Here is a 24,472-nt window from a genome sequence, read left to right as displayed (position 1 = left end):
CCGCCTTCCATGTTCGACACATCCCTTCGCTCGCTGGCGCGCCGCTGGCTGCCCGCGCTCTGCGCGGCCTGCGGCCTCGGCGCCGCCACGACCCAGGCCCAGACCGCCTGGGCGCCGCAACGCCCGGTCACGCTGATCGTGCCCTACAACCCCGGCGGCGGCACCGACGCCACCGCGCGCGCCGTCGCGAGCCGGCTGTCGGTGCTGTGGAAGCAGCCGGTGCTGGTCGAGAACCTCGGCGGCGCCGACGGCCTGATCGGCACCCGGCGCGTGATCGAGGCCGCGCCCGACGGCTACACGCTGCTGTTCCAGGTGCCCTCGCTGCTGCTGATGAAGTACCAGCGCAGCCTCAAGGCGATCGATCCCGTGACCCGGCTCACGCCCGTGACCGCGGTGGCCACCTCGCCGACCGCGCTGGTGATGACCGCCACCCTGCCCTTCAAGACCCTGCCCGAGCTCATCGCCCATTGCCGCACCAAGCCGTGCAACGCGGGCAGCGGCGAGAACAGCTCCAAGGTGCGGGCGCAGAAGTTCGCGGCCGACTACCAGCTGCGCGACCTCGCGGTCGTCAACTACAAGGGCACCTCGCCGATCGTGGGCGACCTGGTCTCGGGCAACCTCACGATGGCCTTCACCGGCATCACGGCCGCGATGCCGCTGCACAAGGCCGGGCGCGTGCGCATCCTCGTGACCAACGGCGAACGGCGCGCGCAGGCGCTGCCCGAGGTGCCGACCAGCCTCGAGGCCGGCTGGCCCGACTCCTATTCGGTGACCTGGTACGGCGTGTTCGCGCCCAAGGGAACGCCGGCCGCGATCGCACGCGCCATCGCCGATGCCACGCGCGAAGCCGGCAAGGACGCCCATGTGCGCGAGGCCCTGGCGGTCGCGGGGGCGGAGCCGGCCTTCACCAGCCCTGCCGCCTTCGAGACCATGATCCGCGAGGACGATGCGCGCCTCGCTGCGCTGGTCAAGCGCTTCCCGCTCGAGGACTGAGGCGATGCAAGTCATGGGCGAACAGGTCGGCGTGCCCTGCACCGTGCTGCGCGGCGGCACCAGCAAGGGCCTCTATTTCAACGCCGCCGACCTGCCGCCCCCGGGCACGCGGCGCGACCGCCTGCTGATGGCGCTGCTCGGCGCGCACGACCTGCTGCAGATCGACGGCCTCGGCGGCTCGCGGCTGGTCACGGCCAAGCTCGCGATCGTCGGGCCGCCCACGCATCCGGAGGCCGACGTGGACTACACCTACGGCATCGTGCCGCCGGGCGAAGGCCGCGTGGTCTTCACGAGCAACTGCGGCAACATCTCGGCGGGCGTGGGGCCGTTCGCGATCGACGCGGGACTGGTGCCGGCCGAAGGGCCCGTGGCGCGCGTGCGCATCCACAACACGAACACCGGCAAGCTGCTGGTGGCGCACGTGCCCGTGGCCGACGGCCATGCGCGCGTGCGCGGCGACTTCGCGATTCCCGGCGTGCCCGGCACCGGCGCGCGGATCTTCATGGACTACCGCGCCACCATCGGCGCCAAGACCGGCCGCGGCATGCCCACGGGCCATGCACGCGACGAGATCGCGCTCGACGATGGGCGCCGCTTCGAGGTCAGCCTCTGCGACGTCGGCAATCCCTGCGTCTTCGTCGCGGCCGATTCCCTGGGTCTCGCGGGCACCGAGCTGCCGAACGCGATCGATGCCGATGCCGCGCTGCTGTCGACCTTGAAGGCGCTGCGTGCGCGCGCGGCCGCCCTGCTCGGCCTGTGCGCCGACTGGCACGAGGCCGACAGCGTGTCGCCCGCGCTGCCGCTGGTCGTGATCGTCGCGCCTCCGACCGCCTATGCCGATGCGCAGGGCCGCGCCGTGACGGCCGCGCAGGTCGACCTGTGCGCGCGGCTGGTGTTCTACGGCCGCTGCCACGAAAGCATGGCGGGCACGGGCGCGATCTGTACCGCAGCCTGCGCGAGCGTCGAGGGCTCGGTGGTGCATGCGGCGGCACGCGGCATCGACGCACGCGTCGTGCCCGACAGCCTGCACATCGGCCATCCGCTCGGCGCGATGCGTGTCGACGTGCAGGGGCGCTGCGAGGCTTCGCGGCCATTGGCCTTCGAGGCGCTGGGCTTCGCGCGCACGGCACGCCGCCTGATGGACGGCACGGCCTGGGTGCCGCGATCGGTGCTGGACCCGGCCTGAGCCATCCCAGTTCCCCGAACACATTCCAAGGAGACTTCATGCATTCGAACCCCTCTCGCCGCCGCTTCCTCGGGCAGTGCGCGGCCGCGGCCACCACCGCGTCGCTCGTGCCCTCGTTCGCATGGGCGCAAGGCGACGGCTATCCCTCGCGCCCGATCCGCATCGTCGTCGGCTATCCGCCCGGGCAGACCGTGGACACCGGCGCGCGCGCCCTGTCGATCGCGCTCACCGAGATCCTCGGCAAGCCGGTGTTCGTCGACAACAAGGCTGGCGCCAACGGCATCCTCGGCGCGCAGGACGTGCGCAACGCGGCACCCGACGGCTACACGCTGCTGCTGGGCACCTCGGGCCAGCTGGCGATCAATCCCTCGATCTACGCCAAGCCCGGCTACGACCCGGTCAAGGACTTCGCTCCCGTCATGCTCAACGGCGTGGGCCGGCTCTACGTGGTGGTGCCGGCGGCCTCGCCCTTCCACACGCTGGCCGACCTCGTGGCCTATGCCAAGGCCCATCCGGGCAAGCTCAACTACGGTTCGGGCGGGCGCGGCATCACGGCCAACCTCGCGATGGAGATGCTCAAGAAGGCGGCCGGCGCCGACATCGTGCACGTGCCCTACAAGGGCTCGTCGGCCGCGCTCACCGACCTCATCGGCAGCCAGATCGACGTGATGATGGACGCGGGCGGGCTGGTGCTGCCGCAGGTGCGCCAGGGCAAGCTCAAGGTGCTCGGCGTGTCGAGCAAGGGCCGCTACAAGGAACTGCCGCAGGTTCCCACCATCGCCGAGCAGGGCTATCCGGGCTTCGAGGTCGCGTCGTGGACCGCCGTGCTGGCCCCGGCCGCCACGCCGCCCGCCGTGGTCGAGAAGCTCAACAAGGCGCTGCTCCAGGCGCAGCGCCGCCCCGACGTGATCCGTTCGGCCGAGACCTCGGGCAGCGAGCTCGAGGGCGGGTCGCCCGAGCAGCTCAAGGCCTTCCTGGTCGCCGAGAACCGCAAGTGGGGCGAGGCCGCGCGTGCCGCGGGCGTCACGCCGGAGTGAGCCATGGCGCATGACGACTCCAGCACCTTCGGCGAACAGCATGGCGTGCCCTGCGTGCTGATGCGCGGCGGCACCAGCAAGGCGCTGTTCTTCCACCTGCGCCACGTGCCGCCGCCGGGCCCGGCGCGCGACGCCTTCCTCAAGCGCGCCATGGGCACGCCCGACCCGCTGCAGATCGACGGCATGGGCGGCTCGCGGCTGGTCACGTCCAAGGTGGCGCTGATCGGTCCGTCGACGCGGCCCGATGCCGATGTCGACTACACCTTCGCGCAATGCGACGTGGAGCGCGACCTGATCGGCTACGACGCCAACTGCGGCAACATCTCCTCCGCCGTGGGGCCGTTCGCGGTCGACGAGGGGCTGGTCGAAGCGGTCGAGCCGCTGACCGTGGTGCGCATCCACAACACGAACACGGGCACCGTGCTGGTCGCGCGCGTGCAGGTGCGCGACGGCAAGGCCCGCGTGACGGGCGACTGCGCCATCGCGGGCGTGCCGGGCACCGGGGCCGAGATCCTCATGGACTACACCGACACGCTCGGTGCCAAGACGGGCCGCCTGTTGCCGACGGGCCAGCCAGTCGATGCGATCGCGCTGGAGGACGGACGCGAGGTGCGGGTCTCGATCGTCGATGCGGCCACGCCCTGTGTCTTCATCGCGGCCGAGTCGCTGGGCCTGAACGGCGACGAGATGCCGCCCGCGATCGGCGGCGACCGCGCGCTGATCGAAACCATCGGAGAGATCCAGGCCAGGGCCGGCGAACGCATCGGGCTCTACGCGCATTGGCGGGACGTGCATCTGCCGGGCCTGCCGCTGGCCGTGATCGTGGCGCCGGCCGGGCGCGAGGACAGCGACCTGCGCGCGCGCCTCGTGTTCCTCGGCAAGTGCCACGACAGCATGGCGGGCACGGGGTCGATCTGCACCGCGGCGGCCTCGCGCATTCCGGGCACGCGGGTCCATGCGGCCGCGGGCGACCGGCTGCGCGGCGAGGTGCTGCGCATCGGTCATCCGCTGGGCGTGATGGCGGTCAAGGTCGTCGCGCAGCCCGGTGCGGCGCTGCCGCGGTTCACGGCGCTGGGTCTTCAGCGCACGGCGCGACGCTTGATGGAGGGCGTGGTCTACGTGCCGGCCGAGACGGCGTGAACGCCGCGCTCAGGCACCGTCCGGCACCTGCGCGAGGCCCGCGTGCTCGCGCGCATACCGCGTCGGCGGCAGCCCGACGTGCCGCGCGAAGGCGCTGCTGAAGGTGTTCGCGGCGTTGTAGCCCACGCGTTGTGCGATCTCGGCCACGCTGCCCGCGTTGCGTCGCAGCAGGTCCTTCGCGAGCGCCATGCGCCAGGCCAGCAGGTATTCCATCGGTGCCACGCCGACCGTGCGGCCGAAGCGCTCGAAGAAGGTCGAGCGCGAGAGCGCGGCCTCGTGCGCGAGCTCGGCCACCGTCCAGTCCTGCGCCGGGCGTTCGTGCATCGCGCGGATCGCGGCCGCGAGGCGCGGCTCGGCGAGGCCGCGCGCCAGCCCCGACGAGGCATTGGTTCCGCCGGTGGAGCGCAGCGCCTCGATCAGCAGCAGTTCCAGCAGCCGCGCCAGCACGGGCTCGCGCGCCGGCCGCTGCTCGCGTGACTCCTCGCGCACGAACTGCACCAGCATCGAGAGCCGCTCCTCGCCGCGCACATGCACGAACTGCGGCAACAGCGACACCAGCAGCGAGGCATCGGGCGAATCGAAGCTGCAGTGGCCCGCGAGCATGCGCAGGTCGATCGCACCCCGTGCATCGCCGACCCTGAATTCGCCGTTGCCCAGCGGCACCGGCGGCGCGGTTTGCACACCCGGCGGTGGCGGCTCGAGGCTGGAGAGCGCGATGTGGCGGGCGGCGGGCACCAGCACGAAGTCGCCCGATTGCAGCTCGATCGCCTCGCCCCGGTCGACCGCGAGGCGGCAGCCGCCCTCGAGGATCACGCAGTAGAAGGGCTCGCCCGCATCGGAGCGCTCGATGCGCCAGGGGCTGACGCCGAACACGCGCTTGGAGAAGCGCGCGCTCGGCCGCAGCAGCATGACCACTTCGGCCAGGGGATCCACCATGTTCGGACGATTCCTGATGAGACTCGGACTCGGGATCGTAGCAAGTCCGGCCCTCGCGACCTATCGTCAGGCATCGATCACTCCCCTTCTCAAGGATCTCCATGACCCGGACCGTTCTCATCACCGGCTGTTCCTCGGGCTTCGGCCTCGAAACCGCGCGCTACTTCCTCGACCGCGACTGGCAGGTCGTCGCGACCATGCGCACCCCGCGCCCCGAGCTGCTGCCCGCATCGCCGCGCCTGCGCGTGCTCGCGCTCGACGTCACCGATCCACGGAGCATCGCGCATGCCGTGGAAGCGGCCGGCCCCATCGACGTGCTCGTCAACAACGCGGGCTTCGGCGCGGCCTCGCCGGCCGAACTCACGCCGCTGGCCACCGTGCGCCAGCTCTTCGAGACCAACACCTTCGGCACCCTCGCGCTGATGCAGGCGGTGCTGCCCCAGTTCCGGCAGCGGCGCGCGGGCGTGGTGGTCAACGTCACCTCGAGCGTGACGCTGAAGGCGCTGCCGCTGATCGCGGCCTACCGCGCGAGCAAGATGGCGGTCAATGCCTTCACCGAGTCGATGGCGCTCGAGCTCGAGCCATTGGGCGTGCGGCTGCGGCTGGTGCTGCCGGGCCGCTCGCCCGAGACGCGCTTCGGCGACAACGCGCGGCCGAACATGGCGGGCTTCGATCACGAGGACTATGCGGAGCTCGCGCAGAAAGTCTTCGCCCAGTTCCAGGACACTTCCGCCCCGACCACCCATGCGCTGGACGTCGCCGAGGCCGTGTGGCGCGCGGCCACCGATCCCGCGGCGCCGATGCGCATCCCGGCCGGCGCCGATGCCGTCGCGTGGGCAGCCGAGGCGCGTTGAACCGCATAACCGTTCGACATGAAGGCCGATTCGCGCGACATCGCGGATGCGGCTGCTATCCTCGGCGCGCTCCATGCGCACGGCATCGAGACGCGCCGAGGACGACTTCGGCGCTGACGCACACTGAGGGACGGCCCTGCAACCTTGTCGAGGTGTTGCCATGGCCGAACTTCTTCGGGTCCTGCGGACCATTCATCGAGCGCTGCGCGCGCAGCCGATACCGAATCCCTTCCTGTTTCGCCGCATAGCGGTCACGCCGGGCCTCGTTCGGCTCGACTACCGCATGCAGCCGTCGTTCGCGCCCGCGCATCGGCGAGGTGCCCGATGATCGGCGCGGGCGGCTGGATGGGGCTGGTGCTCGCGGCGGGGATCGGCTATGCCGCCTGGGCCGCCCGGCGGCAGGGCTGCGAAGCACGCGATGTCAGGGCGCTGCGGGTCAGCAGCGGGCTGTGTGCGTTGGGCGGTGTGGTGGTGGCCGTGCTGGAGCTGCTGCTGCCGTCGGGTTGAGGCTCATGGCACAGGGGCATTCTTGCGAAACTCCGGATTGCGCCTTGCCTTCGTGGCCTGCTCGAAGCCGTAGGCGATCGACAGCAGCGTGGGCTCGCTCCAGCGCGTGCCGACGAAGAAGATCGCAACCGGCATGCCGCCGCTGTCGATTCCCATCGGAACCGTGATGCCGGGGTAGCCGGCCATGGCACCGCTGCGTCCCGGGCTCACGAGGGCATCGAGGCCATTCGATGTCAGCACGCGATCAAACTCGCCGGCCACCCGGGCCTTCTGTTCGCGGGCCAGTTGCTCATAGGGAACGGTGGGAGGTCCAAGCAGAGCGACGGCCTGGTCGATCCACCATTGCGAGTAGGGTGTTCCATCGGGACGCAAGGGTGTGGTCTTGTTGAACGCCTGCAGTTCCTCGATGTTCTTGACGGGAAGCCCGGTTCTGGTTGCAAGGTATGCATTCAGTTCCCTGCCGAAGTAATACGTCAGCAGCGTCCATTCATCGACCTCGGATTCGTTGGGGCTCTCCACGGTTACCACCGTGGCGCCGAGGCGGCGCAGGGTGTCCAGTGCGCCCATGAAGTCGGGATAGAAGTCGGCTGTGGCATACAGGCCGGGCGCATAGCCGATGCGTTTGCCCTTCAGGCCGTCGGGGCTCAGGAACTTCGTGAAATCCACCACGTGCGCCTGTGCGTCGGCCGTGGCCGTGTCCTTCGGATCGGCGGCCGCCATCGCGGAAAGCAGGAGGGCCGCATCGCGCACCGTGCGTGCCATCGGGCCCGGGGTGTCTTGAATGCTCGCGATCGGGACGACGCCTGTTCTGCTCACCAAGCCCAGCGTAGGGCGAATACCGACGATGCCGTTCATCGCCGCGGGACACAGGATCGATCCATCGGTCTCGGTGCCGATCGCGATGGGCACGAAGCCCGCAGCCACCGCCACGGCCGATCCCGCACTCGATCCGCAAGGTTCTCCGTCCAGCACATGTGCATTCAATGTCTGGCCACCTCGCCCGCTCCATCCGCTGGGGAGGAAGAGGGAACGAAAGCCCGACAACTCGCTGAGATTCGTCTTCCCGAGAATCAGTGCGCCTGCTTCGCGCAACTTCTTCGCGACGAAGGCGTCCTGCGGCGCGGGCTCCCCCACCAGCGCCAGCGAGCCCGCCGCGGTCTGCATCCTGTCGCCGGTGTCGATGTTGTCCTTCAGGAAGACCGGAATGCCGTGCAGCGGCCCGCGCGACTTGCCGCTGGCACGCTCCGCGTCCAGCTGGTCGGCGATGGCCATGGCGTCGGGGTTGAGCTCGATGACGGCATTGACGGCCGGCCCCTTCTTGTCGAGCGCATCGATGCGAGCCAGCAAGTAGGTCGCCATGTCGCGCGAGGTGGCGCCCTGCGCCATCTTCTCGCTCAGGCCCGCGATGTCGAGGTACTCGATGCCTTCGAGCGAGGGCGGCACGACGGCGGGAACTGCCGGTGGCATCGGCGCGACAACGCCATCCCCGGCCGTCGCTGGCGGCGCCATGGCAAGTGGAGAGATGCTCGCGCCATCGCCTCCACCACAAGCCGACAGCACGAGGCACAGCAGCGGGGCACACCAGACGCGGTTGGCCGGCTTGGGGCGGCGCGGACGAACATCACTTCTCATGGTCACTCCTTGTCGATCGTGGGATGCAGGTGAACGGCGCCGCGATGCACGGCGACGACGCTAGGACTTGCAGTTGCTTTCGGTGACCGGCGGAATGACCGGCGCGATGGTTCCGGTGCCGGGGGCGATGCCCACGGGCATGAAGCTGGCGCCGCCTCCATCGCCGCCGCCGCAGGCGGCAACCGCAAGGCAGAAGAACAGCGCGCACAGGCGCCGCGCGAAGACCACGAGTTGGATCTGCATGATGTGACTCCCGATGTCGAAGACGAGGCAAGGTCGGTCAGCTCGCCGACGGCGTCGGCGGGCAGGGCTGCGGTGCTTCCTTGGCCAGTACCTCCAGGAAGACCGCGTCGGGCGGACCGGCCCTGCCCTTCTGGTTGACGCCCTGCACGTAGAGCAGGTGCTTGCCCGGCAGGAAGGCCGATGTGTCGATGACGCCCGAGACCGTCACCTTGGGCCCCGCGCCGAAGGCGATGTCGGCGGTGGCGCTCAGCGGGATCGCCTTGGCCGCGCTGTCCCAGGGCACGGTGTTGATGTAGGCGTTGGCGGCCTGGATGGGCTGGGGGGCGTGTTGGGTCACCGGCCGCTCGCTGTCGCCCTCGGCGTAGCGATAGCGGTCGTCGTCGATCGTGGCCGTGAGCGTGACGGACTCGCCCTGCCTGACGGTGGCAGCGGAGAGCTTCAAGTCCGCGGCGTCGGGCCCCAGTGGCAGTTGGTACGGCGCCTTCAGCGTGCGTGCCGCATAGCGCAGCGACGCCACGTTCTTCGGGAAGGTGTTCTTCTCGAACTCCTCGCAGGGCTCGTAGAAGGAGGTGCCCAGCTCGATCGTGAACGAAGGCGCGCCGAGCTCGCCATAGAAGGTGTCGGTGGTCGTGCCGTCGGTGTCGTAGCCGACGATCTGATCGGCGGCATATCCGTTGTACCAGGCGAGGCGTTGCGCGAAGGCCGCCATGCCGTCGTCGTTCGCGGTCTTGGAGTCTCCGCCCAAGGTGTCGCGCCGAATCCCCCAGGGCCACAGCACCAGTTGCGAGAAGCTGTGGATGTCGAGGTACAGGCCTTCGTAGTCGCTGGGCGCGCCGGTCGAGAAATCGTTGGCCGCGGCGATTCGCCGGTCCTGCAGCAGGCCGCCCGCGAAGCTGCCGTCCTGCTGGCGCGTGCCCGCGACATACCGGACGATCGCGGCCGTTTCCGGCTCCGAGGCAGCGGCCTTGCCCCGGAAGTCCCCTTCGCACGCGTCGCCACTCGATCCCTCGCCCTTGGTGCTGTTCCAGCCGAACGGAAAGTTGCGGTTCAGGTCGACGCCGGAATCCACGGGCCCGATGAACTGGGCCAGCACCTCGTTATCGGGCGACCTGCAGTAGCCGTCCACCAGGTTCACGTTCTTGCGCCAACCGCTTCCGAGGTTCTGCGCCACGGCCTGTTCCGCGAGCTTTCGGCCATCGGGATTCGCATGCAGGATGAAGTGGAACTCGTTGTGATCGAGCAGCCATGTGGCCGTGGGATCGGTGCCGTGGTTCTTCACCAGCCATTCGGCAAAGCGCGTGGAGATCTCGGCCGGCGTGTATTCGCGCGCATGGATCGACGAGGTGGTGACCATGCGCGGTACGGTCTTGTCCTGGATGCGTTCCTGGTTGCCGATGACGACGGCACGCAGCGGGTTGGCCTCGCTGTCGGGCAGCAGATCGAAATCGATCGTGCTCAGCACGCTCTGCGGCAGGTACTTGATCAGCACGTTGCGAAACGAGAGCAGTTGCGTCTGCACCCAGGTCTGGCCCACTGGGGCGACGCGAACCAGCTTCGGATAGCGAGCAGCCAGCGCATCGATGTCGAGGTTGGCCTGCTCGACGGTGCGGTAGCAGGCGGCGTTGCCGTCGAACAGCGGGTCGCCAGGCTTGCCCAGTGCCGATGTCTTCTGCGAAGCCTGCGGCGTTCCGGGCGTGCTCTGCTTCAGGAGTTGCTGCCGCTCATGCTGGAAGCCGCGGATCTTCTCGGAGCGCTCGGCATCGATCTCGACCGCATAGCCCAGGCTGCGCAAGCGTTCGACGCCGCGCGAGTCGAGTTCCGTCGCGATGGTCTTGCCGACCTTGTCGACCCGCATGTGATCGATCCAGCGCGACAGGCGCTGGATGTCCTCGCGCGTCGCATAGGACACGCGCACCGACCAGATGCGGCCCTGCTCGAGCTGCGCTGGCGGTGCACCGGCGGGGTTCGCCGTGCCCTGCGCGGTCGCGAGGGGCGCGAGTTGCGCGAGAACGATCAGGCCGGTGATCGCGAGACGAAGACGCTTGGGCCGCGGCGCGGCGTGAAGACCAGCTCTCATGTGGGTTGTCCTGTGCTGCATTCATGAAATTCACCGGACAGGCTCGCGCTACGGCGAACCAGGCCGGCACCGTCTTGAAGGGGCATCGGAAATTCGCGTCCACGCGGCCCCCCGAAAGGAACCGTCTTGGAGTCATGAATGGCGCATGGACGCGCGGGTGCGTTCCCTCCCTGTTCCGCACCCGGGGCAGGCTCACCGCGGGGGTGATGTCTGCTGGCGGAAAAGAATAATTGCCCGGGCGCTCGAGGGATAGGACCGTCTGTCCGTATTCTTTTGAGAAAGTCGGCGCGTCAGTCGCGCAGCCTCGGCAGCAGCGCGAGAAAGGCCTTGAGCAGCGGCGACTCGTCCGACTTGCGCCAGACCACCAGCGTGTCGACATGCGTCTTCTCGCCCTTGAGCGGACGGAACACCACGCCCTCGCGATGCAGCGCCTTCACGCAGGCCGGCACCAGCGCGACGCCCACGCCGCCCGAGACCAGGCTCACGATGGTGTTCATCTGGCGCGCCGGGAACATGCGCGGGCTGAAGCCGCGCCGCATGCAGGTGGCGACGATGGCATCGAACATCTGCGGCCCGATGTGGCGCTCGAAGCCCAGGAAGCGTTCGCTCGCGAAGCGCTCGAGCGCCACGCTGCCGGGCCGCGCGAGCGCATGCGTCTCGGGCAGCGCGAGGATCAGCGTGTCCTTCTGCACCAGCCGCGAGTCCAGCGTGGGCGGCATCTCGGCCGGCTGCAGGATCAGGCCGATGTCGAGCCGGCCCGACTGCACGTCGGCCAGGATCTGCTCGGTGATGCCCTCGCGCAGCGCGATGCTCGCGTTGGGATGGTTCTCGTTGAAGTCGCGCAGCACCTGCGGCAGGAAGGTGTAGGCCGGCAGGCTGATGAAGCCGACCGCGATCGAGCCCTTGAGGCCGGCCGCCGCGTCCTTCGCATGGCGGCGCAGGCTCTCCATGCCGCCGAGCACGGCGCGCGCGTCGCGCAGGGCCTCCTCGCCCGCGCGCGTGATCGCGATGCGGCGCGAGCTGCGCTCGAACAGCGCGACGCCGAGTTCCTCCTCCAGCTCCTTGATCGCGAGGCTCACGGGCGGTTGCGAGAGATTGAGGCGCTCGGCGGCGCGGCCGAAGTGGAGTTCCTCGGCAACAGCGACCAGGCAACGCAGGTGGCGGAGTTCCATCGATCTGAATCCTGTATTGATCGATCTGAATTGTAGATTTGTTGCTATGGATCGGGGCTCCTAGACTCCGCGGCCATGCGCCGGCCCTACCCCCTTGCCGCGCAGTCAGGAGACAAAGTGAACAAGCAGTCGACGACGGCCCTGCCACGAGCAAGGACCGTGGTCCACCCTGGGCCCAGCGGCCCCGTGAGGATCAACCACATGCGTGCCGACCACGGTCGGCACTTTCGGCTTTCGCTGCCCGCGGGCCGCACCCTGCACGAGGGCCTGGTCGAGGCCCTGGCGCGCGAGGCGGTGCACAGCGCCTCGATGACGCTGCTCGGCGGCGACCTCGAGAGCCTGAGCTTCTGCATGGCCCTGCCCGACCCCTCGGGCCGCGTGCTCGCCACCTACGGCGCGCCGGTGCCGCTGCGCGGCGCGCGGCTGATCTTCGGCAATGCCACGCTGGGCCGCTCGGCGTCGAACGCGCCGCTGGTCCACTGCCATGGCGCCTTCTGCGAGGCGGACGGCGCGGTGCGCGGCGGCCACATCCTCTGCGACCGCAGCGTGGTCGGCCGCGTGCCGGTCACGGTGCTCGTGACCGCGCTCGACAGCTTCGAGCTGCGCGTGGCCTACGACGAAGAGACGCGCATGCCGCTGATGCGCCCCGAGGCCAGGGCCGGCCATGTCTGAAGTCCACCGGATCGAACGCGGCCGCATGGGCCGCGTGGCCTACGCACGCATCGGCCCCAACGAAGACCTGATGCAGGGCGTCGAGAAGCTCTGCGTGGCCCAGGGCTTTCGCCATGCCTTCGTGCGCGGCGCGCTCGGCAGCCTGATCGACGCCTGCCTCGAACGCCCCGACGGCGCCTGCCAGGTGATCCGCGGCCCGGCCATCGAGGTCGTGAGCCTGGCCGGCGAAGTGCGCCGGCAACCCGACGGCAGCCTGCGCTCGGCCCTCACCGGCGTGGTCGCCGACACCGAGGGCCGGGTCTACGGCGGGCCCTTCGTGGCCGGCGCCAACACCGTGTGCGTCACCTTCGAGGTCACGCTCGAAGAGTGGCTGCCCGCCGACGACGACAACTGATTTCGACAACTGCAGGACTCCCATGACAGACACCACCTCCTCCCGGCGCGTCGCCGTCGTCACCGGCGGCGCGCGCGGCATCGGCCTCGCGATCGGCCAATGGTTCCTCGCGCACGGCCACCAGGTCGCGCTGCTCGACAACGACCGCGCCACGCTCGAAGCGACCGGCCGCACGCTCGCGCAGCCCGATCGCGTGCTGACCGTGAATTGCGACGTGTCCGATCCCGCGCAGGTCGACGCGGCCGCGCATGCCGTGGTCGCGCGCTTCGGCCGCGTCGATGCGCTGGTCAACAACGCGGGCGTGGCGGTGTTCAAGCGCGTGGCCGAGACCAGCTTCGCCGACTGGCGCGCGGTGCTCGGCACCAACCTCGACGGCGCCTTCCTCTGCACCCAGGCCTTCGGCGCGCTGATGGTGCAGGCCGGCGGCGGCGCGGTGGTGAACGTGGCCTCGATCTCCGGCCTGCGCGCGAGCACGCTGCGCGTGGCCTACGGCACCAGCAAGGCGGCGCTGATCCACCTGACCAAGCAGTACGCGGTGGAGCTCGGCAATGCCGGCGTGCGCGTGAACGTGATCGCGCCGGGCCCGGTCGAGACCGAGATGGCCAAGCTGGTCCACAGCGTGGCGATCCGCTCCGACTACTACGACGCGATCCCGCTCGGGCGCTACGGCAGCGTGGAGGAGATGGCGAACACGGTGGGCTTCCTGTGCAGCGATGCCGCCAGCTTCATCAACGGCCAGGTGATCGCGGTCGATGGCGGCTTCGATGCGGCGGGCGTCGGCCTGCCGACCCTGCGCCGCGGGCTGCCGTCCGAACGCGCCGCCGAAGCCGCGCACGCCTGAAGGAGCCGCACGCCATGAACCACGACAACGCCTTCATCACCGGCTGGGGCCACACGGTCTTCGGCAAGCTCGACGCGGTCGACAGCGAGCAGCTGATCCGCGACGCGGTGGATCCCGCGCTGCACACGGCCGGGCTCGAGGCCACCGACATCGACGGTGTCTTCGTCGGCCACTTCAACGGCGGCTTCATGCCGCAGGACTTCAGCGCCTCGCTGGTCGCGCTCGCGGTGCCGGCGTTGCGCCATGTGCCGGCCGTGCGCATGGAGAACGCCTGTGCCACTGGCTCGGCCGCGATCTGGGCCGCGCTCGACGCGGTACAGAGCGGCCGCGTGCGCCATGCGCTGGTGGTGGGCTTCGAGATCATGAATGCGGTGCCCGCCCCGGTGGTCGCGCAGACGCTGCTGCGCTGTTCCTACGTGAAGGAGGAAGGCGAGACGCCCGCGGGCTTCGCCGGCGTGTTCGGCCGCATCGCGGGCAGCTATTTCGAGCGCTTCGGCGACCAGGGCGATGCGCTCGCGGCCATCGCGGCCAAGAACCACGCCAACGGCATGCACAACCCCTTCGCCCACATGCGGCGCGACCTGGGCTTCGATTTCTGCCGCCAAGTGTCGGACCGCAATCCGGTGGTCGCGGGGCCGCTCAAGCGCTCCGATTGCTCGCTGGTCTCCGACGGCGCCGCGGCGCTGGTGATCTCGGCCGCGCCGACGGCCTCGGCCCGCGTGCCGGCCGTGCGCTGGCGCTCGCGCACGCAGGTCAACGAATACCTGCCGCTGTCGCGCCGCGATCCCACGCGCTTCGAGGGCGCGGCGCTTGCATGGAGCCGCGGGCTCGAAGCGGCCGGGCTCGGGCTGGACGACCTCGGCTTCGTCGAGACGCACGACTGCTTCACCATCGCCGAGCTGCTCGAGTACGAGGCCATGGGCCTGGCACCGCACGGCCAGGGTGCGCGCGCGATCCTCGACGGCGTGACGCGCAAGGACGGCCGGCTGCCGGTCAATCCCTCGGGCGGCCTCAAGTCGCGCGGCCATCCGATCGGCGCGACCGGCGTGTCGCAGCACGTGATGGCGGCGATGCAGCTCACGGGCCAGGCGGGCGACATGCAGCTGGCCACGGGCCGGCCCGGTGCCGTCTTCAACATGGGCGGCGCGGCGGTCGCCAACTACCTCAGCGTGCTGGAGGCAGTGTGAGCGCGGCGCAGGCGGCGAACCTCTCGGTGCTGCTGTCGCAGACCGCGGCGCTGTTTCCCGACCGGCCGGGCCTGATCCTCGAGGACCGGACCTGGACCTGGCGCGAGATCGACGCGCGCGTCGACGCGCTGGTCGATGCGCTGCGCGCGCTCGGCATGCAGCCCGGCGACAAGCTGCTCGTGCAGTCGCGCAACAACATCGCGCTGTTCGAGAGCTGCTGGGCCGCGTTCCGCCTGGGCGCGGTCTGGGTGCCGGTGAACGCGCGGCTCACGCCTCCCGAGGTGGCCTACCTCGGCAGCGCGAGCCGTGCCACGGTGATGCTCGCGGAGGACTGCTTCGGCGCGCATGTGGAAGCCGTGCGCGCGGCCTCGGCGCACCTGCGCCATGTGGTGACGATCGGTGAGACGCCACGAGGCACGCAAGGCTACGAGGCATTGCTCGCGGCGCACGCTGGCGCGGCCAGTGCCACTGCACCGGTCGATGCAGACACGCCGCTGTGGTACTTCTACACCTCGGGCACCACCGGCAAGCCCAAGGCCGCGGTGCTGACACACGGGCAACTGGCCTTCGTGGTGACGAACCACCTCGCCGACCTGATCCCCGGCACCACCGAGCGCGACTGCTCGATCGCCGTCGCGCCGCTGTCGCACGGCGCGGGCATCCATGCGCTGCTCAACGTCGCGCGCGGCGCGGCGACCGTGCTGCCGGCCTCGGACCGGCTCGATCCGCCCGCCATCTGGGCGCTGGTCGAGCGGCACCGAGTCAGCAACCTCTTCACCGTGCCCACCATCGTCAAGATGCTGGTGGAGGACCCGTCGGTCGATGCCTTCGACCACGGCTCGCTGCGCTACCTGGTCTATGCCGGCGCGCCCATGTACCGCGCCGACCAGAAGCGCGCGTTGCACAAGCTCGGGCCGGTGCTCGTGCAGTACTTCGGCCTCGGCGAGGTCACGGGCTGCATCACGGTGCTGCCGCCCTCGATGCATTCGGCCGATGATGCCCATCCCGATGCGAACCTCGGCTCCTGCGGCCGGCCGCGCACCGGCATGGAGGTCGCGATCCTCGATGCGCAGATGCAGCGCCTGCCGGCCGGTGCCGTCGGCGAGATCTGTTGCCGCGGCCCCGCCGTGTTCGCGGGCTACTTCGACAACCCCGAGGCCACGGCCAAGGCGCTGCGCGGCGGCTGGTTCCACACCGGCGACCTCGGGCGCATGGACGAGCGCGGGCTGCTCTACATCACGGGCCGCGAGTCCGACATGTACATCTCGGGCGGCTCCAACGTCTATCCGCGCGAGGTCGAGGAGATCCTGCTGACGCATCCGGCGGTGCGCGAGGCCGCGGTGCTGGGCTGGCCCGATGCCAAGTGGGGCGAGGTCGGCGTGGCCGTGATGGTGTGCGAGCGCGACGACGTCGACGCCGAGGAAATCCTGCGCCACCTCGACGGCCGCTGCGCCAAATACCGCTGGCCGCGCCACGTGCTGTTCTGGCCCGCGCTGCCCAAGTCGGGCTACGGCAAGGTCGCGAAGAACGACATCCGCCGGCTGCTGATCGAGCGCGGCGAGATCGCGGAGGCCGCCATCGCCTGAAGTTCCATCCCCTTCCCCACAGCGTTCCACAGATCCCCAGAAAACCCACACAACAGGAGACAAGCGCCATGAACATCCAACGCCGCACCGTGCTGCGCACCGCCGCCGCCGCATCCACGCTGGCCCTGCCGCTGCGCCACGCCTTCGCGCAGAAGAAGCCCTACAGCTACAAGTACGCGAACAACCTGCCGGTCACGCACCCGATGAACATCCGGGCCAAGGAGATGGCCGATGCGATCCGCGTCGAGACCCAGGGCCAGGTCGACATCCAGATCTTTCCGAACAACCAGCTCGGCTCGGACACCGACATGCTGAGCCAGCTGCGCTCGGGCGGGGTCGAGTTCTTCACCTTGTCGGGCCTGATCCTCGCCACCCTGGTGCCCGCGGCCTCCATCAGCGGCGTGGGCTTCGCGTTCCCCGACTACGCCAGCGTGTGGAAGGCGATGGACGGCGAGCTCGGCGCCCACATCCGCCAGCAGATCGCCAAGGCCAACATCCTCGCGATGGGCCGCATCTGGGACAACGGCTTCCGCCAGATCACCTCCTCGAGCAAGCCCATCGCGGCGCCGGCCGACTTGAAGGGCTTCAAGGTGCGCGTGCCGGTCTCGCCGCTGTGGACCTCGATGTTCAAGGCGCTCGAGGCCGCGCCGACCTCGATCAACTTCGCCGAGGTGTATTCGGCGCTGCAGACCAAGATCGTCGACGGCCAGGAGAACCCACTCGCGATCATCTCGACCGCCAAGCTCTACGAGGTGCAGAAGTACTGCTCGATGAGCAACCACATGTGGGACGGCTTCTGGTTCCTCGCCAACAAGCGCGCCTGGGACCGCCTGCCGCCCGAGCTGCAGACCATCGTGGCGCGGCACGTCAACGCCGCCGCGCTCAAGGAACGCACCGACGTGGCCGAGCTCAACACCGGGCTGCAGAAGGAGCTGGCCGCCAAGGGCATGCAGATCAACCAGCCCGACCCGGCCGCGTTCCGCGACCAGCTGCGCAAGGCCGGCTTCTATGCCGAGTGGAAGGCCAAATACGGCGACGAGGCCTGGGCGCTGCTCGAGCGCAGCGTGGGCAAGCTCGCATGAGCGCCGCGCTGGGGCATGGCCACGGGGCCGCGCTGGCTCTCGATGCGGCGGCATCCAACCCGCTCGCGGCGCGCATCGAGCAGGCGCTCGGCGCCGCGGTGAGCGTCGCGGCCGGCGCGCTCGTGCTGGCCGACGTGGCGGTGCTGCTCGCGGGCGTGGTCGCGCGCTTCGTGCTGCACCAGCCGCTGATCTGGTCGGACGAGCTGGCCTCGATGCTCTTCATCTGGCTGGCGATGCTGGGCGCGGTGGTCGCGCTGCGGCGCGGCGAGCACATGCGCATGACGGCGCTGGTGTCGGGCCTCGCGCCCGAACGCCGCCAGCTGGCCGAGGCGCTCGCGCTGTGCGCGGCGCTCGCCTTCCTCGCGATGATCGCGTGGCCGGCCTGGGAATACGCCGCGGAGGAACGCTTCATCACCACGCCCGCGCTCGACATCTCGAACGCCTGGCGCGCCGCCGCCCTGCCCGCGGGCGTGGCGCTGATGGCGCTGTTCGCGGTGCTGCGGCTGTTCCGCGACTTCGACTGGAAGACCACCACCAAGGCCGTCTGCGTGGTGGCGATCCTGGTCGCGGCCTTCGGCTTCGGGCGCGCCGTGTTCGAGGACCTGGGCCGGCTCAACCTGCTGGTCTTCTTCGTCGGCGTGGTGCTGGCCTGCGTGCTCGGCGGCATCCCGATCGCCTTCGCCTTCGGCCTCGGCACCTTCGGCTACCTCGCGCTGACCACCGACACCGCGCTGCCCGTGATCGTCGGGCGCATGGACGAGGGCATGTCGCACCTGATCCTGCTCGCGGTGCCGCTGTTCGTCTTCCTCGGCCTGCTGATCGAGATGACCGGCATGGCCAAGGCGATGGTGGCCTTCCTCGCGAGCCTGCTCGGCCACGTGAAGGGCGGTCTCTCGTACGTGCTGGTGGGCGCGATGTACCTGGTGTCGGGCATCTCTGGATCGAAGGCGGCCGACATGGCGGCGGTCGCGCCGGCGCTGTTTCCAGAGATGCAGAAGCGCGGCGCCAGCGACGGCGAACTGGTCGCGCTGCTCGCGGCCACCGGCGCGCAGACCGAGACCGTGCCGCCGAGCCTGGTGCTGATCACCATCGGCTCGGTCACCGGCGTGTCGATCGCGGCGCTGTTCACCGGCGGGCTGCTGCCGGCCGTGATCCTCGGCCTGATGCTGTGCGTGGTGGTGCACTTCCGCAGCCGCCACGAGGACCTGAGCCGGGTCGAGCGCTCGCCCTGGTCGCAGGTGCTGCGGCTCGCGCTGGTGGCGCTGCCCGCGCTCGCCCTGCCCTTCGTGATCCGCGCCGCCGTGGTGGAAGGCGTGGCCACCGCCACCGAGGTCTCGACCATCGGCATCGTCTACGCGGTGGTGGCCGGGATCGCGATCTACCGGCAGTTCGACTGGCGCCGGCTCGGGCCGATGCTGGTGGCCACCGCTTCGCTGTCGGGCGCCATCCTGCTGATCATCGGCACCGCCACCGCGATGGCCTGGGGCCTCACGCAGTCGGGTTTCTCGCGCTGGCTCGCCGAGCTGATGGCGAACCTGCCGGGCGGCGCCGGGATGTTCCTGGCCGTGTCGCTGGTGATCTTCGTGATCCTCGGCTCGGTGCTCGAGGGCATCCCGGCGATCGTGCTGTTCGGCCCGCTGCTGTTTCCCATCGCGCGCCAGCTCGGCATCCACGAGGTGCACTACGCGATGGTGGTGGTGCTGTCGATGGGCCTGGGCCTGTTCGCGCCGCCACTGGGCGTGGGCTACTACGCGGCCTGCGCGATCGGGCGCGTGCAGCCTGACGCGGGGATCGGGCCGATCGTGGGGTACATGCTGGCGCTGCTGGCGGGGACGATCGTGGTGGCGGCAGTTCCGTGGCTGTCGATCGGCTTTCTCTGAACTAGGGCCTGTTAACCCTATTCAAGGGGTCGCGTTGCCCCGCAAAGGGGCTGGATGCAAGGCGCCCGCGCGCAGCAAGGCTGGCGCCTTGCAAGCGCGGGCAACGCCGCAGACGGCCCCTTTGCGGGGCAACCCGGGGGGAAGCTCGCCAGAGCCCGCCCCTCGGCGTTGCGTTCCTAGCGTGTGCGGACGCACACGCGTCGTCACGCGCCTTGATGGGCGGGCTCTGGCGAGCTTCGCGACCCCTTGAATAGGGTTAACAGGCCCTAGCCTCGCACCACGCTGCGGAACGCCACCGACAGCGCCTCGAGCGCCGCGCGCGGCCGCCCTTCCCCCACGCGCGTGTGCAGCAGCACCGGCAGGCGCGGCAACTCGGGCAACCCGAGCCGCGCGCCCACGTCGACCGCGCCGAAGGGCAGCATGCGCGGCGCCAGCGCGGCCACGCCGAGGCCGGCCATGACGGCGGCCGCGACGGCGGCGACGCCACCGCCGACGAAGACCTCGGTCCAGGGCACGCGCGCCTCGTCGAGCAGCCGCGCGGCCAGCGCGCGCACGCCGCAGGGCTCGGCCATGGTGGCCAGCGGCAGCGGCTCGCCCGCGCGGTGCTGCCAGGTCGGTGCCGCGAACCAGCCGAACCGCTCTTCGGCCAGCAGTTCGCCGTCGTTGCGGCCCGCATGCAGGCGCACGATCACGGTGTCGAGTTCGCGCCGGTCGAAGCTCTGCAGCAGCTCGCCCGACGAGCCGATGCGGATCTCGATCAGCAGCTGCGGGTCCTGCGCGTTCATGCGCGCGATCAGCGCGGGCAGCTCGGGGCCCGCCACGTGGTCGCTGATGCCGATGGTGAGCCGTTGGCGCGCCTGCGCGAAGGCGCCGAGCGCGCGGTCGTGCACCGCCAGCAGCTCGCGCGCGTGCTCGAGAAAGGCCGCACCCTTGGCCGACAGCTCCACGTGCCGCGGCGTGCGCTCCACCAGCCGGCAGCCGAGCCGCTCCTCGAGCCGCTTGAGCTTGAGGCTGATGCCGGCCTGCGTGGTCTGCAGCGCCTCGGCCGCGAGCGTGAAGCTGCCGAGCTCGACGATGCGGATGAAGGCCAGGACGGCATCGAGATCGAGGGGGCGTGCAACCATTTCAAAAAATTGTCGTTGATATAAATATCCATAGCAATTCCGTATGACTAGCATCGTCCGACATCACCACCCCCTTGAAGGAATCACGATGCCCATCAGCCATGTCTTCCTGCGCGCCGGCAAGCCCGAGGCCTATCGCAAGGCGATCCTCGACGGCCTCGGCCGCGCGCTCAGCGACGCGCTCGGCGTGTCCGAGGACAACCGCTTCATGACGCTCAGCGAGCACGAGCCCGCGAATTTCCGCCACGGCAACGCCTACGGCGTGACGCGCAGCGACGACGTGGTCTACATCAGGATCACGGTGTTCGACACGCGCAGCGCGCAGCAGAAGCAGGCGCTGTTCCGGCGGCTCGCGGAGCTGCTCGCCGAGAGCCCCGGCCTGCGCGGCGAAGACCTGTTCGTGAACATCGTCGACTCGCCGAAGGAGAATTGGTCGGTGGGCCATGGCCTCGCGCAATTCGCCTGAGGCCCGGCCGACGAGATCCACGATGGAGACATCCCATGCTCGATATTGCAGAGGTCGCGCGGCGCGCCGGCCTGGCGCCTTCGGCGCTGCGCTTCTATGAACGGCGCGGACTGATCGAGTCCGCGGGCCGCACCGGCCTGCGGCGCGCCTACCGGCCCGAGGTGGTCGCGCGGCTGGCGCTGATCCATTGCGCGAAGTCGGCCGGCTTCTCGCTCGCGCAGATCGGGCGCTTCCTCGCGTCCACGCCCAAGGACGTCGAGCTGCGCCGCAGCATGGCCAAGCGCGCCACCGAGCTCGACCACGAGATCGAGCGGCTGCAGACCATGCGCGACAGCCTCAAGCACGCGGCCGTGTGCACGCATGCCTCGCTGGTCGAATGCCCGAAGTTCAAGGCCAACTTCCGCGAGCTGGTGCGTTAGGGATGGTCTGCACAACGTGATGCGCCGCGCAGGTCGTAACGCCGCCCGCGGCACCACGCGCTCCATCTCTTCCAAGAACTCGCGCTTATGCATCTTCTTGGTCGACAGATTCGGGCCCAATCCGAGTTGCCCTATGCCGAGATCATCGCAGGCGGCAACTGATTAGGCGATTCGGCCAGCGCTTGAGTTGTGCAGACCATCCCTAGCCTGTCTTCGATCCCCCAGCGGCAGGCATGAGTTTCGACAATTGACCCACTGCTCGAACGACAGCGTTGACATCAAGATCGTCTGGCCCGGTCGGACTGGATGGTTGGGGCCTAGAGACTATCAATGCTTTCGATATGTCTGCCTTGAGTGCTGGGTCGTTCAGCGCCCATGCGAGCTCGAGAGCAACTCGCTGCGTAGCAGCGTCGTTAAGCTTTTCCTGATATCGACGAATCTCATCTAGTGTCGAGCGATAGAGTCTTAGAAAAAAGAAAGAAAAAATTTCAATAAATACAACCAACGCCAAACGCGGAACATAGTGGGAGGCCACATCGATGAGATTTTTAAAATCTCGATTGCTTGTAAACACCATAACAGTTAGCGTTCCGACCGCCAACAGAGTGGTTATCACCCCAATCGTAAGATTTATATTTCCCTTCAATCCCAATGATTCGATTTCAAGTCGAATTCTATTTTCCAACGAAACGTAGACGCCTCGAACTTGAGCAAGTCTGTCTGCGTCAAGAACTTCAGTAGCGTATCGGGATTCAAGACTCTGCAAAATTGCGTCTTGCACTGAAGGCCTGAGTGCCTCAGCAACAGATTTTGCATCACCCGTTCTATCGTTATACACTCGCTTTTGAATGTCAGCTAGTTGAATTCGCAACGCCTTGAGCGAATTATCATAGTCGCCGTCAGAGTAAAGCTTTGATTGCAAATAAGCTGAAGGCAATCCCGTAAGCACAACGTCCGTAAAGACCGGCCTTAAATACGCAAGTATCGAAAAAGCAAGAGCAATGATAAATGTGCTAAAGCCCGCAACTAACAGGGCAGCTTGGACCGGGGGCGGCTCTGCCCCTCCAGATTTGGACCAAGTTGAAATTTTTACAGCCCCGCCAGAATACAGGCCGACTAAGACAAGCATCAAGCCGGCTATCAGCATGATTATCAGCAACCTACGCGTGCGCTGACGCCGACGCTGCTCCGGCGTCATCGTGTCCAAAACAATTGACAATGGATTCTCCTCTCCAGACTCAAACTGCTTTTACTTGAAATCATCGCCATCCGCCACCCGCGTTTTCCGAAGCTCGTTGTTAGCCTCACGCCTCTCGAGGTGACTTCGATAAGGCTCGGCATTCTGTCGTGATCGCGCTGCCCGCGCGGCATACCACTGGCCATCAGTCGGTCACCAACCTCAAGCAGGGCATAGGCATTGGCGCGACCGTAATCGAGTCGACGACTAGTCCCAATGACGCCCAGCCCGAACGGATACATGCACCAAAGCACAGCGTAAACATGGGGACGCTCGTGCCTCAAGGACTCAACCCCTTCGTGAGTCAGCGACGCCTCGATTACATCGACTGGTATCTGCGCCTGACGCTCAGCATCCTGGATGCTCGTTCAGGAACGCTGCCTAAGACGCGAATCCGAGCCCGTTTGCCTGCTGGCTGCACTGCCAGCGCGCCCAGTTGTCTAGCCGCGTCTTCACCCATTCAATCCTTGCCATCACTTACCTTCGCAGCCGATTCCGGCCACATGCAGCCCATCGTTAGCTAAGACCTCGAAGAAGCGCTTGACTTGAACCGAAGTTCAAGTCGTAGATTGGCTCTCCCCTTCACCACCGGAAGACAGGACATGCCGCTTCATCCCCAGGCCCTGGCGCATCTGGATCGCCTCGCCGCCACTCGCTTCTCCGACATGCACACGCTCGCGCCCGACGCGATCCGACAGGGCATGCGCCGCATGCTCGCGGCCCTGCCGCCCGGCGCGCCGGTGGCCTCGGTCGCCGACCGGCGCATCGACACCGCGGCCGGGCCGCTCGACGTGCGCATCTATCACCCATCGCCGCAGCAGGTGCTGCCGGTCATCGTGTTCTTCCACGGCGGCGGCTTCGTGCTCGGCGACCTCGACACGCACGACGGCCTCGCGCGCTCGCTCGCCGTGGCGACGCAGGCGGTCGTGGTCTCGGTGGCCTATCCGCTGGCGCCCGAGCACAGGTTCCCGGCCGGTGTCGACGCGGCCTTCGCGGCCACCGCCTGGGTGGCCGAGCATGCGGCGCAGCTCGGGGCCGACGGGCATCGGCTCGCGGTCGCGGGCGACAGCGCCGGCGGCAACCTCGCGGCGGTGGTCGCGCTGAAGGCGCGCGATGCCGCGGGACCGCGGATCGCGCACCAGCTGCTGATCTATCCCGATGTCGATTTCCGCCGCATCAACACCTCGATCCAGGCCTATGCGGGGCAGTACGGCAACATCGGCCGCGAGATGCAGCACTGGTTCATGGACCACTACCTCGGCGACGCGGCACTGAAGACCCATGCGCTGGTCTCGCCGCTGCTGGCCGGGGACCTGCGCGGACTGCCACCGGCCCATATCGTCACGGCCGAGTTCGATGCGCTGCGCGACGAGGGCGAAGCCTACGGCGAGCGGCTGCGCGAGGCTGGCGTGCCGGTCAGCGTGAAGCGCTACGACGGCATGATCCACGAGTTCATGCGCTGGCCCTTCGACGCCACGCGCGAGGCGCTGGCCGATGCCGCGCGGGCGCTGCGGCCCACGCTGTTCGCGGCGTAGCGGCCTCAGGCCCGCGGATGCGGCCGAGCGCGGTCTGCGCGGCGAGCTGGGTTTCGAAGCCGGGGCTCTGGTCGAGCGCGTCGCTGGTCATGTCCGTGCGGATGGCGCCCGGCGAAACGGCATTGGCGCGGATGCCATGCGCGCCAAACTCCTTGGCCATGCAGCGCGTGAGCACTTGCAGCCCGCACTTGAAGGCGGCACAGGGCGCGACGCCCGGTGTCACGACACGCGTGGTCGCGCTCGCGAACGGATACTGGCCGGGCACGCCTGAG

At 68.8% G+C, this 24,472-nt stretch carries 25 protein-coding genes and 1 pseudogene; 17 read left to right on the top strand and 9 right to left on the bottom strand.

Features of this window, described 5'->3' with window-relative positions; genetic code table 11:
* The first annotated feature begins 9 nt into the window (after window positions 1–9).
* The 4 genes from BM109_RS19955 to BM109_RS19940 are packed head-to-tail and all read left to right on the top strand — an operon-like array spanning window position 10 to window position 4,356.
* Window positions 10–993 carry a Bug family tripartite tricarboxylate transporter substrate binding protein gene (locus BM109_RS19955; protein WP_093345959.1) on the top strand — a complete coding sequence of 328 codons (984 nt, stop codon included), beginning with the start codon at window positions 10–12 and terminating at the stop codon, window positions 991–993.
* 4 nt (window positions 994–997) lie between these two features.
* Window positions 998–2,179, top strand: coding sequence for a 2-methylaconitate cis-trans isomerase PrpF family protein (locus BM109_RS19950; protein ID WP_093345956.1), 1,182 nt, complete (start codon window positions 998–1,000; stop codon window positions 2,177–2,179).
* Window positions 2,180–2,217: 38 nt separating this feature from the next.
* Window positions 2,218–3,216, top strand: coding sequence for a Bug family tripartite tricarboxylate transporter substrate binding protein (locus tag BM109_RS19945; RefSeq protein WP_093345954.1), 999 nt, complete (start codon window positions 2,218–2,220; stop codon window positions 3,214–3,216).
* A 3-nt stretch (window positions 3,217–3,219) separates the two neighbouring features.
* A complete protein-coding gene (locus BM109_RS19940) occupies window positions 3,220–4,356 on the top strand; it encodes a 2-methylaconitate cis-trans isomerase PrpF family protein (protein ID WP_218159389.1) in 1,137 nt (378 codons plus the stop codon).
* A 9-nt stretch (window positions 4,357–4,365) separates the two neighbouring features.
* On the opposite strand, the gene BM109_RS19935 is transcribed toward BM109_RS19940, so the two are convergent.
* Window positions 4,366–5,292: an AraC family transcriptional regulator gene (locus BM109_RS19935; protein ID WP_093345951.1), complete on the bottom strand. Its 927-nt coding sequence runs from the start codon at window positions 5,290–5,292 to the stop codon at window positions 4,366–4,368.
* A gap of 101 nt (window positions 5,293–5,393) precedes the next feature.
* Here BM109_RS19935 and BM109_RS19930 point away from each other — a divergent pair, with 101 nt between their 5' ends.
* The 3 genes from BM109_RS19930 to BM109_RS19925 all read left to right on the top strand — a co-directional run bounded on the left by BM109_RS19930 (window position 5,394) and on the right by BM109_RS19925 (window position 6,653).
* Window positions 5,394–6,146 (top strand): SDR family oxidoreductase, encoded by a 753-nt coding sequence (locus tag BM109_RS19930; RefSeq protein WP_093345949.1) that lies wholly within the window; start codon window positions 5,394–5,396, stop codon window positions 6,144–6,146.
* A 160-nt stretch (window positions 6,147–6,306) separates the two neighbouring features.
* The gene (locus tag BM109_RS41255) at window positions 6,307–6,474 is read left to right on the top strand and encodes a hypothetical protein (protein ID WP_177239396.1); all 168 of its coding nucleotides are present in this window, start codon (window positions 6,307–6,309) and stop codon (window positions 6,472–6,474) included.
* Window positions 6,471–6,653, top strand: a complete 183-nt coding sequence (locus tag BM109_RS19925; protein ID WP_093345946.1) for a hypothetical protein — start codon at window positions 6,471–6,473, stop codon at window positions 6,651–6,653. The genes BM109_RS41255 and BM109_RS19925 overlap by 4 nt, the downstream gene beginning before the upstream one ends.
* Before the next feature lie 3 nt (window positions 6,654–6,656).
* Here the strand turns inward: BM109_RS19925 and BM109_RS19920 are convergent, their stop codons facing one another.
* The 4 genes from BM109_RS19920 to BM109_RS19905 form a co-directional block, all read right to left on the bottom strand.
* Window positions 6,657–8,285: an amidase family protein gene (locus BM109_RS19920; RefSeq protein WP_218159388.1), complete on the bottom strand. Its 1,629-nt coding sequence runs from the start codon at window positions 8,283–8,285 to the stop codon at window positions 6,657–6,659.
* A 60-nt stretch (window positions 8,286–8,345) separates the two neighbouring features.
* Window positions 8,346–8,528, bottom strand: coding sequence for a hypothetical protein (locus tag BM109_RS19915; protein WP_093345944.1), 183 nt, complete (start codon window positions 8,526–8,528; stop codon window positions 8,346–8,348).
* Between the two features lie 37 nt (window positions 8,529–8,565).
* A complete protein-coding gene (locus BM109_RS19910) occupies window positions 8,566–10,605 on the bottom strand; it encodes a M14 family zinc carboxypeptidase (protein ID WP_177239395.1) in 2,040 nt (679 codons plus the stop codon).
* Window positions 10,606–10,895: 290 nt separating this feature from the next.
* Window positions 10,896–11,777: a LysR family transcriptional regulator gene (locus BM109_RS19905; protein WP_057591871.1), complete on the bottom strand. Its 882-nt coding sequence runs from the start codon at window positions 11,775–11,777 to the stop codon at window positions 10,896–10,898.
* A 201-nt stretch (window positions 11,778–11,978) separates the two neighbouring features.
* On the opposite strand from BM109_RS19905, the gene BM109_RS19900 reads away from it, so the two are divergent.
* The 7 genes from BM109_RS19900 to BM109_RS19870 all read left to right on the top strand — a co-directional run bounded on the left by BM109_RS19900 (window position 11,979) and on the right by BM109_RS19870 (window position 19,419).
* Window positions 11,979–12,449 (top strand): DNA-binding protein, encoded by a 471-nt coding sequence (locus BM109_RS19900; RefSeq protein WP_256222667.1) that lies wholly within the window; start codon window positions 11,979–11,981, stop codon window positions 12,447–12,449.
* A complete protein-coding gene (locus tag BM109_RS19895) occupies window positions 12,442–12,843 on the top strand; it encodes a PPC domain-containing DNA-binding protein (protein WP_057591869.1) in 402 nt (133 codons plus the stop codon). Before BM109_RS19900 ends, BM109_RS19895 begins: the two co-directional genes overlap by 8 nt.
* 22 nt (window positions 12,844–12,865) lie before the next feature.
* Window positions 12,866–13,684, top strand: a complete 819-nt coding sequence (locus BM109_RS19890; RefSeq protein ID WP_093345936.1) for an SDR family NAD(P)-dependent oxidoreductase — start codon at window positions 12,866–12,868, stop codon at window positions 13,682–13,684.
* Window positions 13,685–13,698: 14 nt separating this feature from the next.
* On the top strand, window positions 13,699–14,871 hold the full coding sequence (locus tag BM109_RS19885) for an acetyl-CoA acetyltransferase (RefSeq protein ID WP_093345934.1): 1,173 nt from the start codon (window positions 13,699–13,701) through the stop codon (window positions 14,869–14,871).
* Window positions 14,868–16,457 carry an acyl-CoA synthetase gene (locus BM109_RS19880; RefSeq protein WP_093345931.1) on the top strand — a complete coding sequence of 530 codons (1,590 nt, stop codon included), beginning with the start codon at window positions 14,868–14,870 and terminating at the stop codon, window positions 16,455–16,457. The genes BM109_RS19885 and BM109_RS19880 overlap by 4 nt, the downstream gene beginning before the upstream one ends.
* 68 nt (window positions 16,458–16,525) lie before the next feature.
* Window positions 16,526–17,539: a TRAP transporter substrate-binding protein gene (locus BM109_RS19875; RefSeq protein WP_093345928.1), complete on the top strand. Its 1,014-nt coding sequence runs from the start codon at window positions 16,526–16,528 to the stop codon at window positions 17,537–17,539.
* Window positions 17,536–19,419, top strand: coding sequence for a TRAP transporter large permease (locus BM109_RS19870; RefSeq protein ID WP_093345926.1), 1,884 nt, complete (start codon window positions 17,536–17,538; stop codon window positions 19,417–19,419). The genes BM109_RS19875 and BM109_RS19870 overlap by 4 nt, the downstream gene beginning before the upstream one ends.
* A 266-nt stretch (window positions 19,420–19,685) precedes the next feature.
* Here the strand turns inward: BM109_RS19870 and BM109_RS19865 are convergent, their stop codons facing one another.
* Window positions 19,686–20,543, bottom strand: a complete 858-nt coding sequence (locus BM109_RS19865; RefSeq protein WP_093345923.1) for a LysR family transcriptional regulator — start codon at window positions 20,541–20,543, stop codon at window positions 19,686–19,688.
* A gap of 88 nt (window positions 20,544–20,631) precedes the next feature.
* Between BM109_RS19865 and BM109_RS19860 the strand changes: the two genes are divergently transcribed.
* Together BM109_RS19860 and BM109_RS19855 are read left to right on the top strand one after the other, a co-directional pair.
* Entirely contained in the window at window positions 20,632–21,009 is a 378-nt protein-coding gene (locus tag BM109_RS19860) for a tautomerase family protein (protein ID WP_093345920.1), read from the top strand.
* 35 nt (window positions 21,010–21,044) lie between these two features.
* A complete protein-coding gene (locus BM109_RS19855; protein WP_093345918.1) occupies window positions 21,045–21,428 on the top strand; it encodes a MerR family transcriptional regulator in 384 nt (127 codons plus the stop codon).
* Window positions 21,429–21,464: 36 nt separating this feature from the next.
* On the opposite strand, the pseudogene BM109_RS40790 reads toward BM109_RS19855, so the two are convergent.
* Both BM109_RS40790 and BM109_RS40785 read right to left on the bottom strand, forming a co-directional pair.
* A pseudogene (locus tag BM109_RS40790) lies at window positions 21,465–21,563 on the bottom strand (IS5/IS1182 family transposase); the annotation flags it as partial.
* 67 nt (window positions 21,564–21,630) lie between these two features.
* The gene (locus tag BM109_RS40785; protein WP_143129203.1) at window positions 21,631–22,647 is read right to left on the bottom strand and encodes a hypothetical protein; all 1,017 of its coding nucleotides are present in this window, start codon (window positions 22,645–22,647) and stop codon (window positions 21,631–21,633) included.
* 620 nt (window positions 22,648–23,267) lie between these two features.
* Here BM109_RS40785 and BM109_RS19850 point away from each other — a divergent pair.
* Window positions 23,268–24,200, top strand: a complete 933-nt coding sequence (locus BM109_RS19850) for an alpha/beta hydrolase (protein WP_093345916.1) — start codon at window positions 23,268–23,270, stop codon at window positions 24,198–24,200.
* On the opposite strand, the gene BM109_RS19845 is transcribed toward BM109_RS19850, so the two are convergent.
* Entirely contained in the window at window positions 24,118–24,465 is a 348-nt protein-coding gene (locus tag BM109_RS19845; RefSeq protein ID WP_093345914.1) for an SDR family oxidoreductase, read from the bottom strand. The two genes, BM109_RS19850 and BM109_RS19845, sit on opposite strands and share 83 nt — an antisense overlap.
* Between the last annotated feature and the right edge of the window lie 7 nt (window positions 24,466–24,472).

Source organism: Variovorax sp. PDC80 (assembly GCF_900115375.1).
In the GTDB taxonomy this organism is placed as follows: domain Bacteria; phylum Pseudomonadota; class Gammaproteobacteria; order Burkholderiales; family Burkholderiaceae_C; genus Variovorax.
Note: the sequence above shows the minus strand (reverse complement) of the source record. Positions and strands in the feature narration are given on the sequence as shown.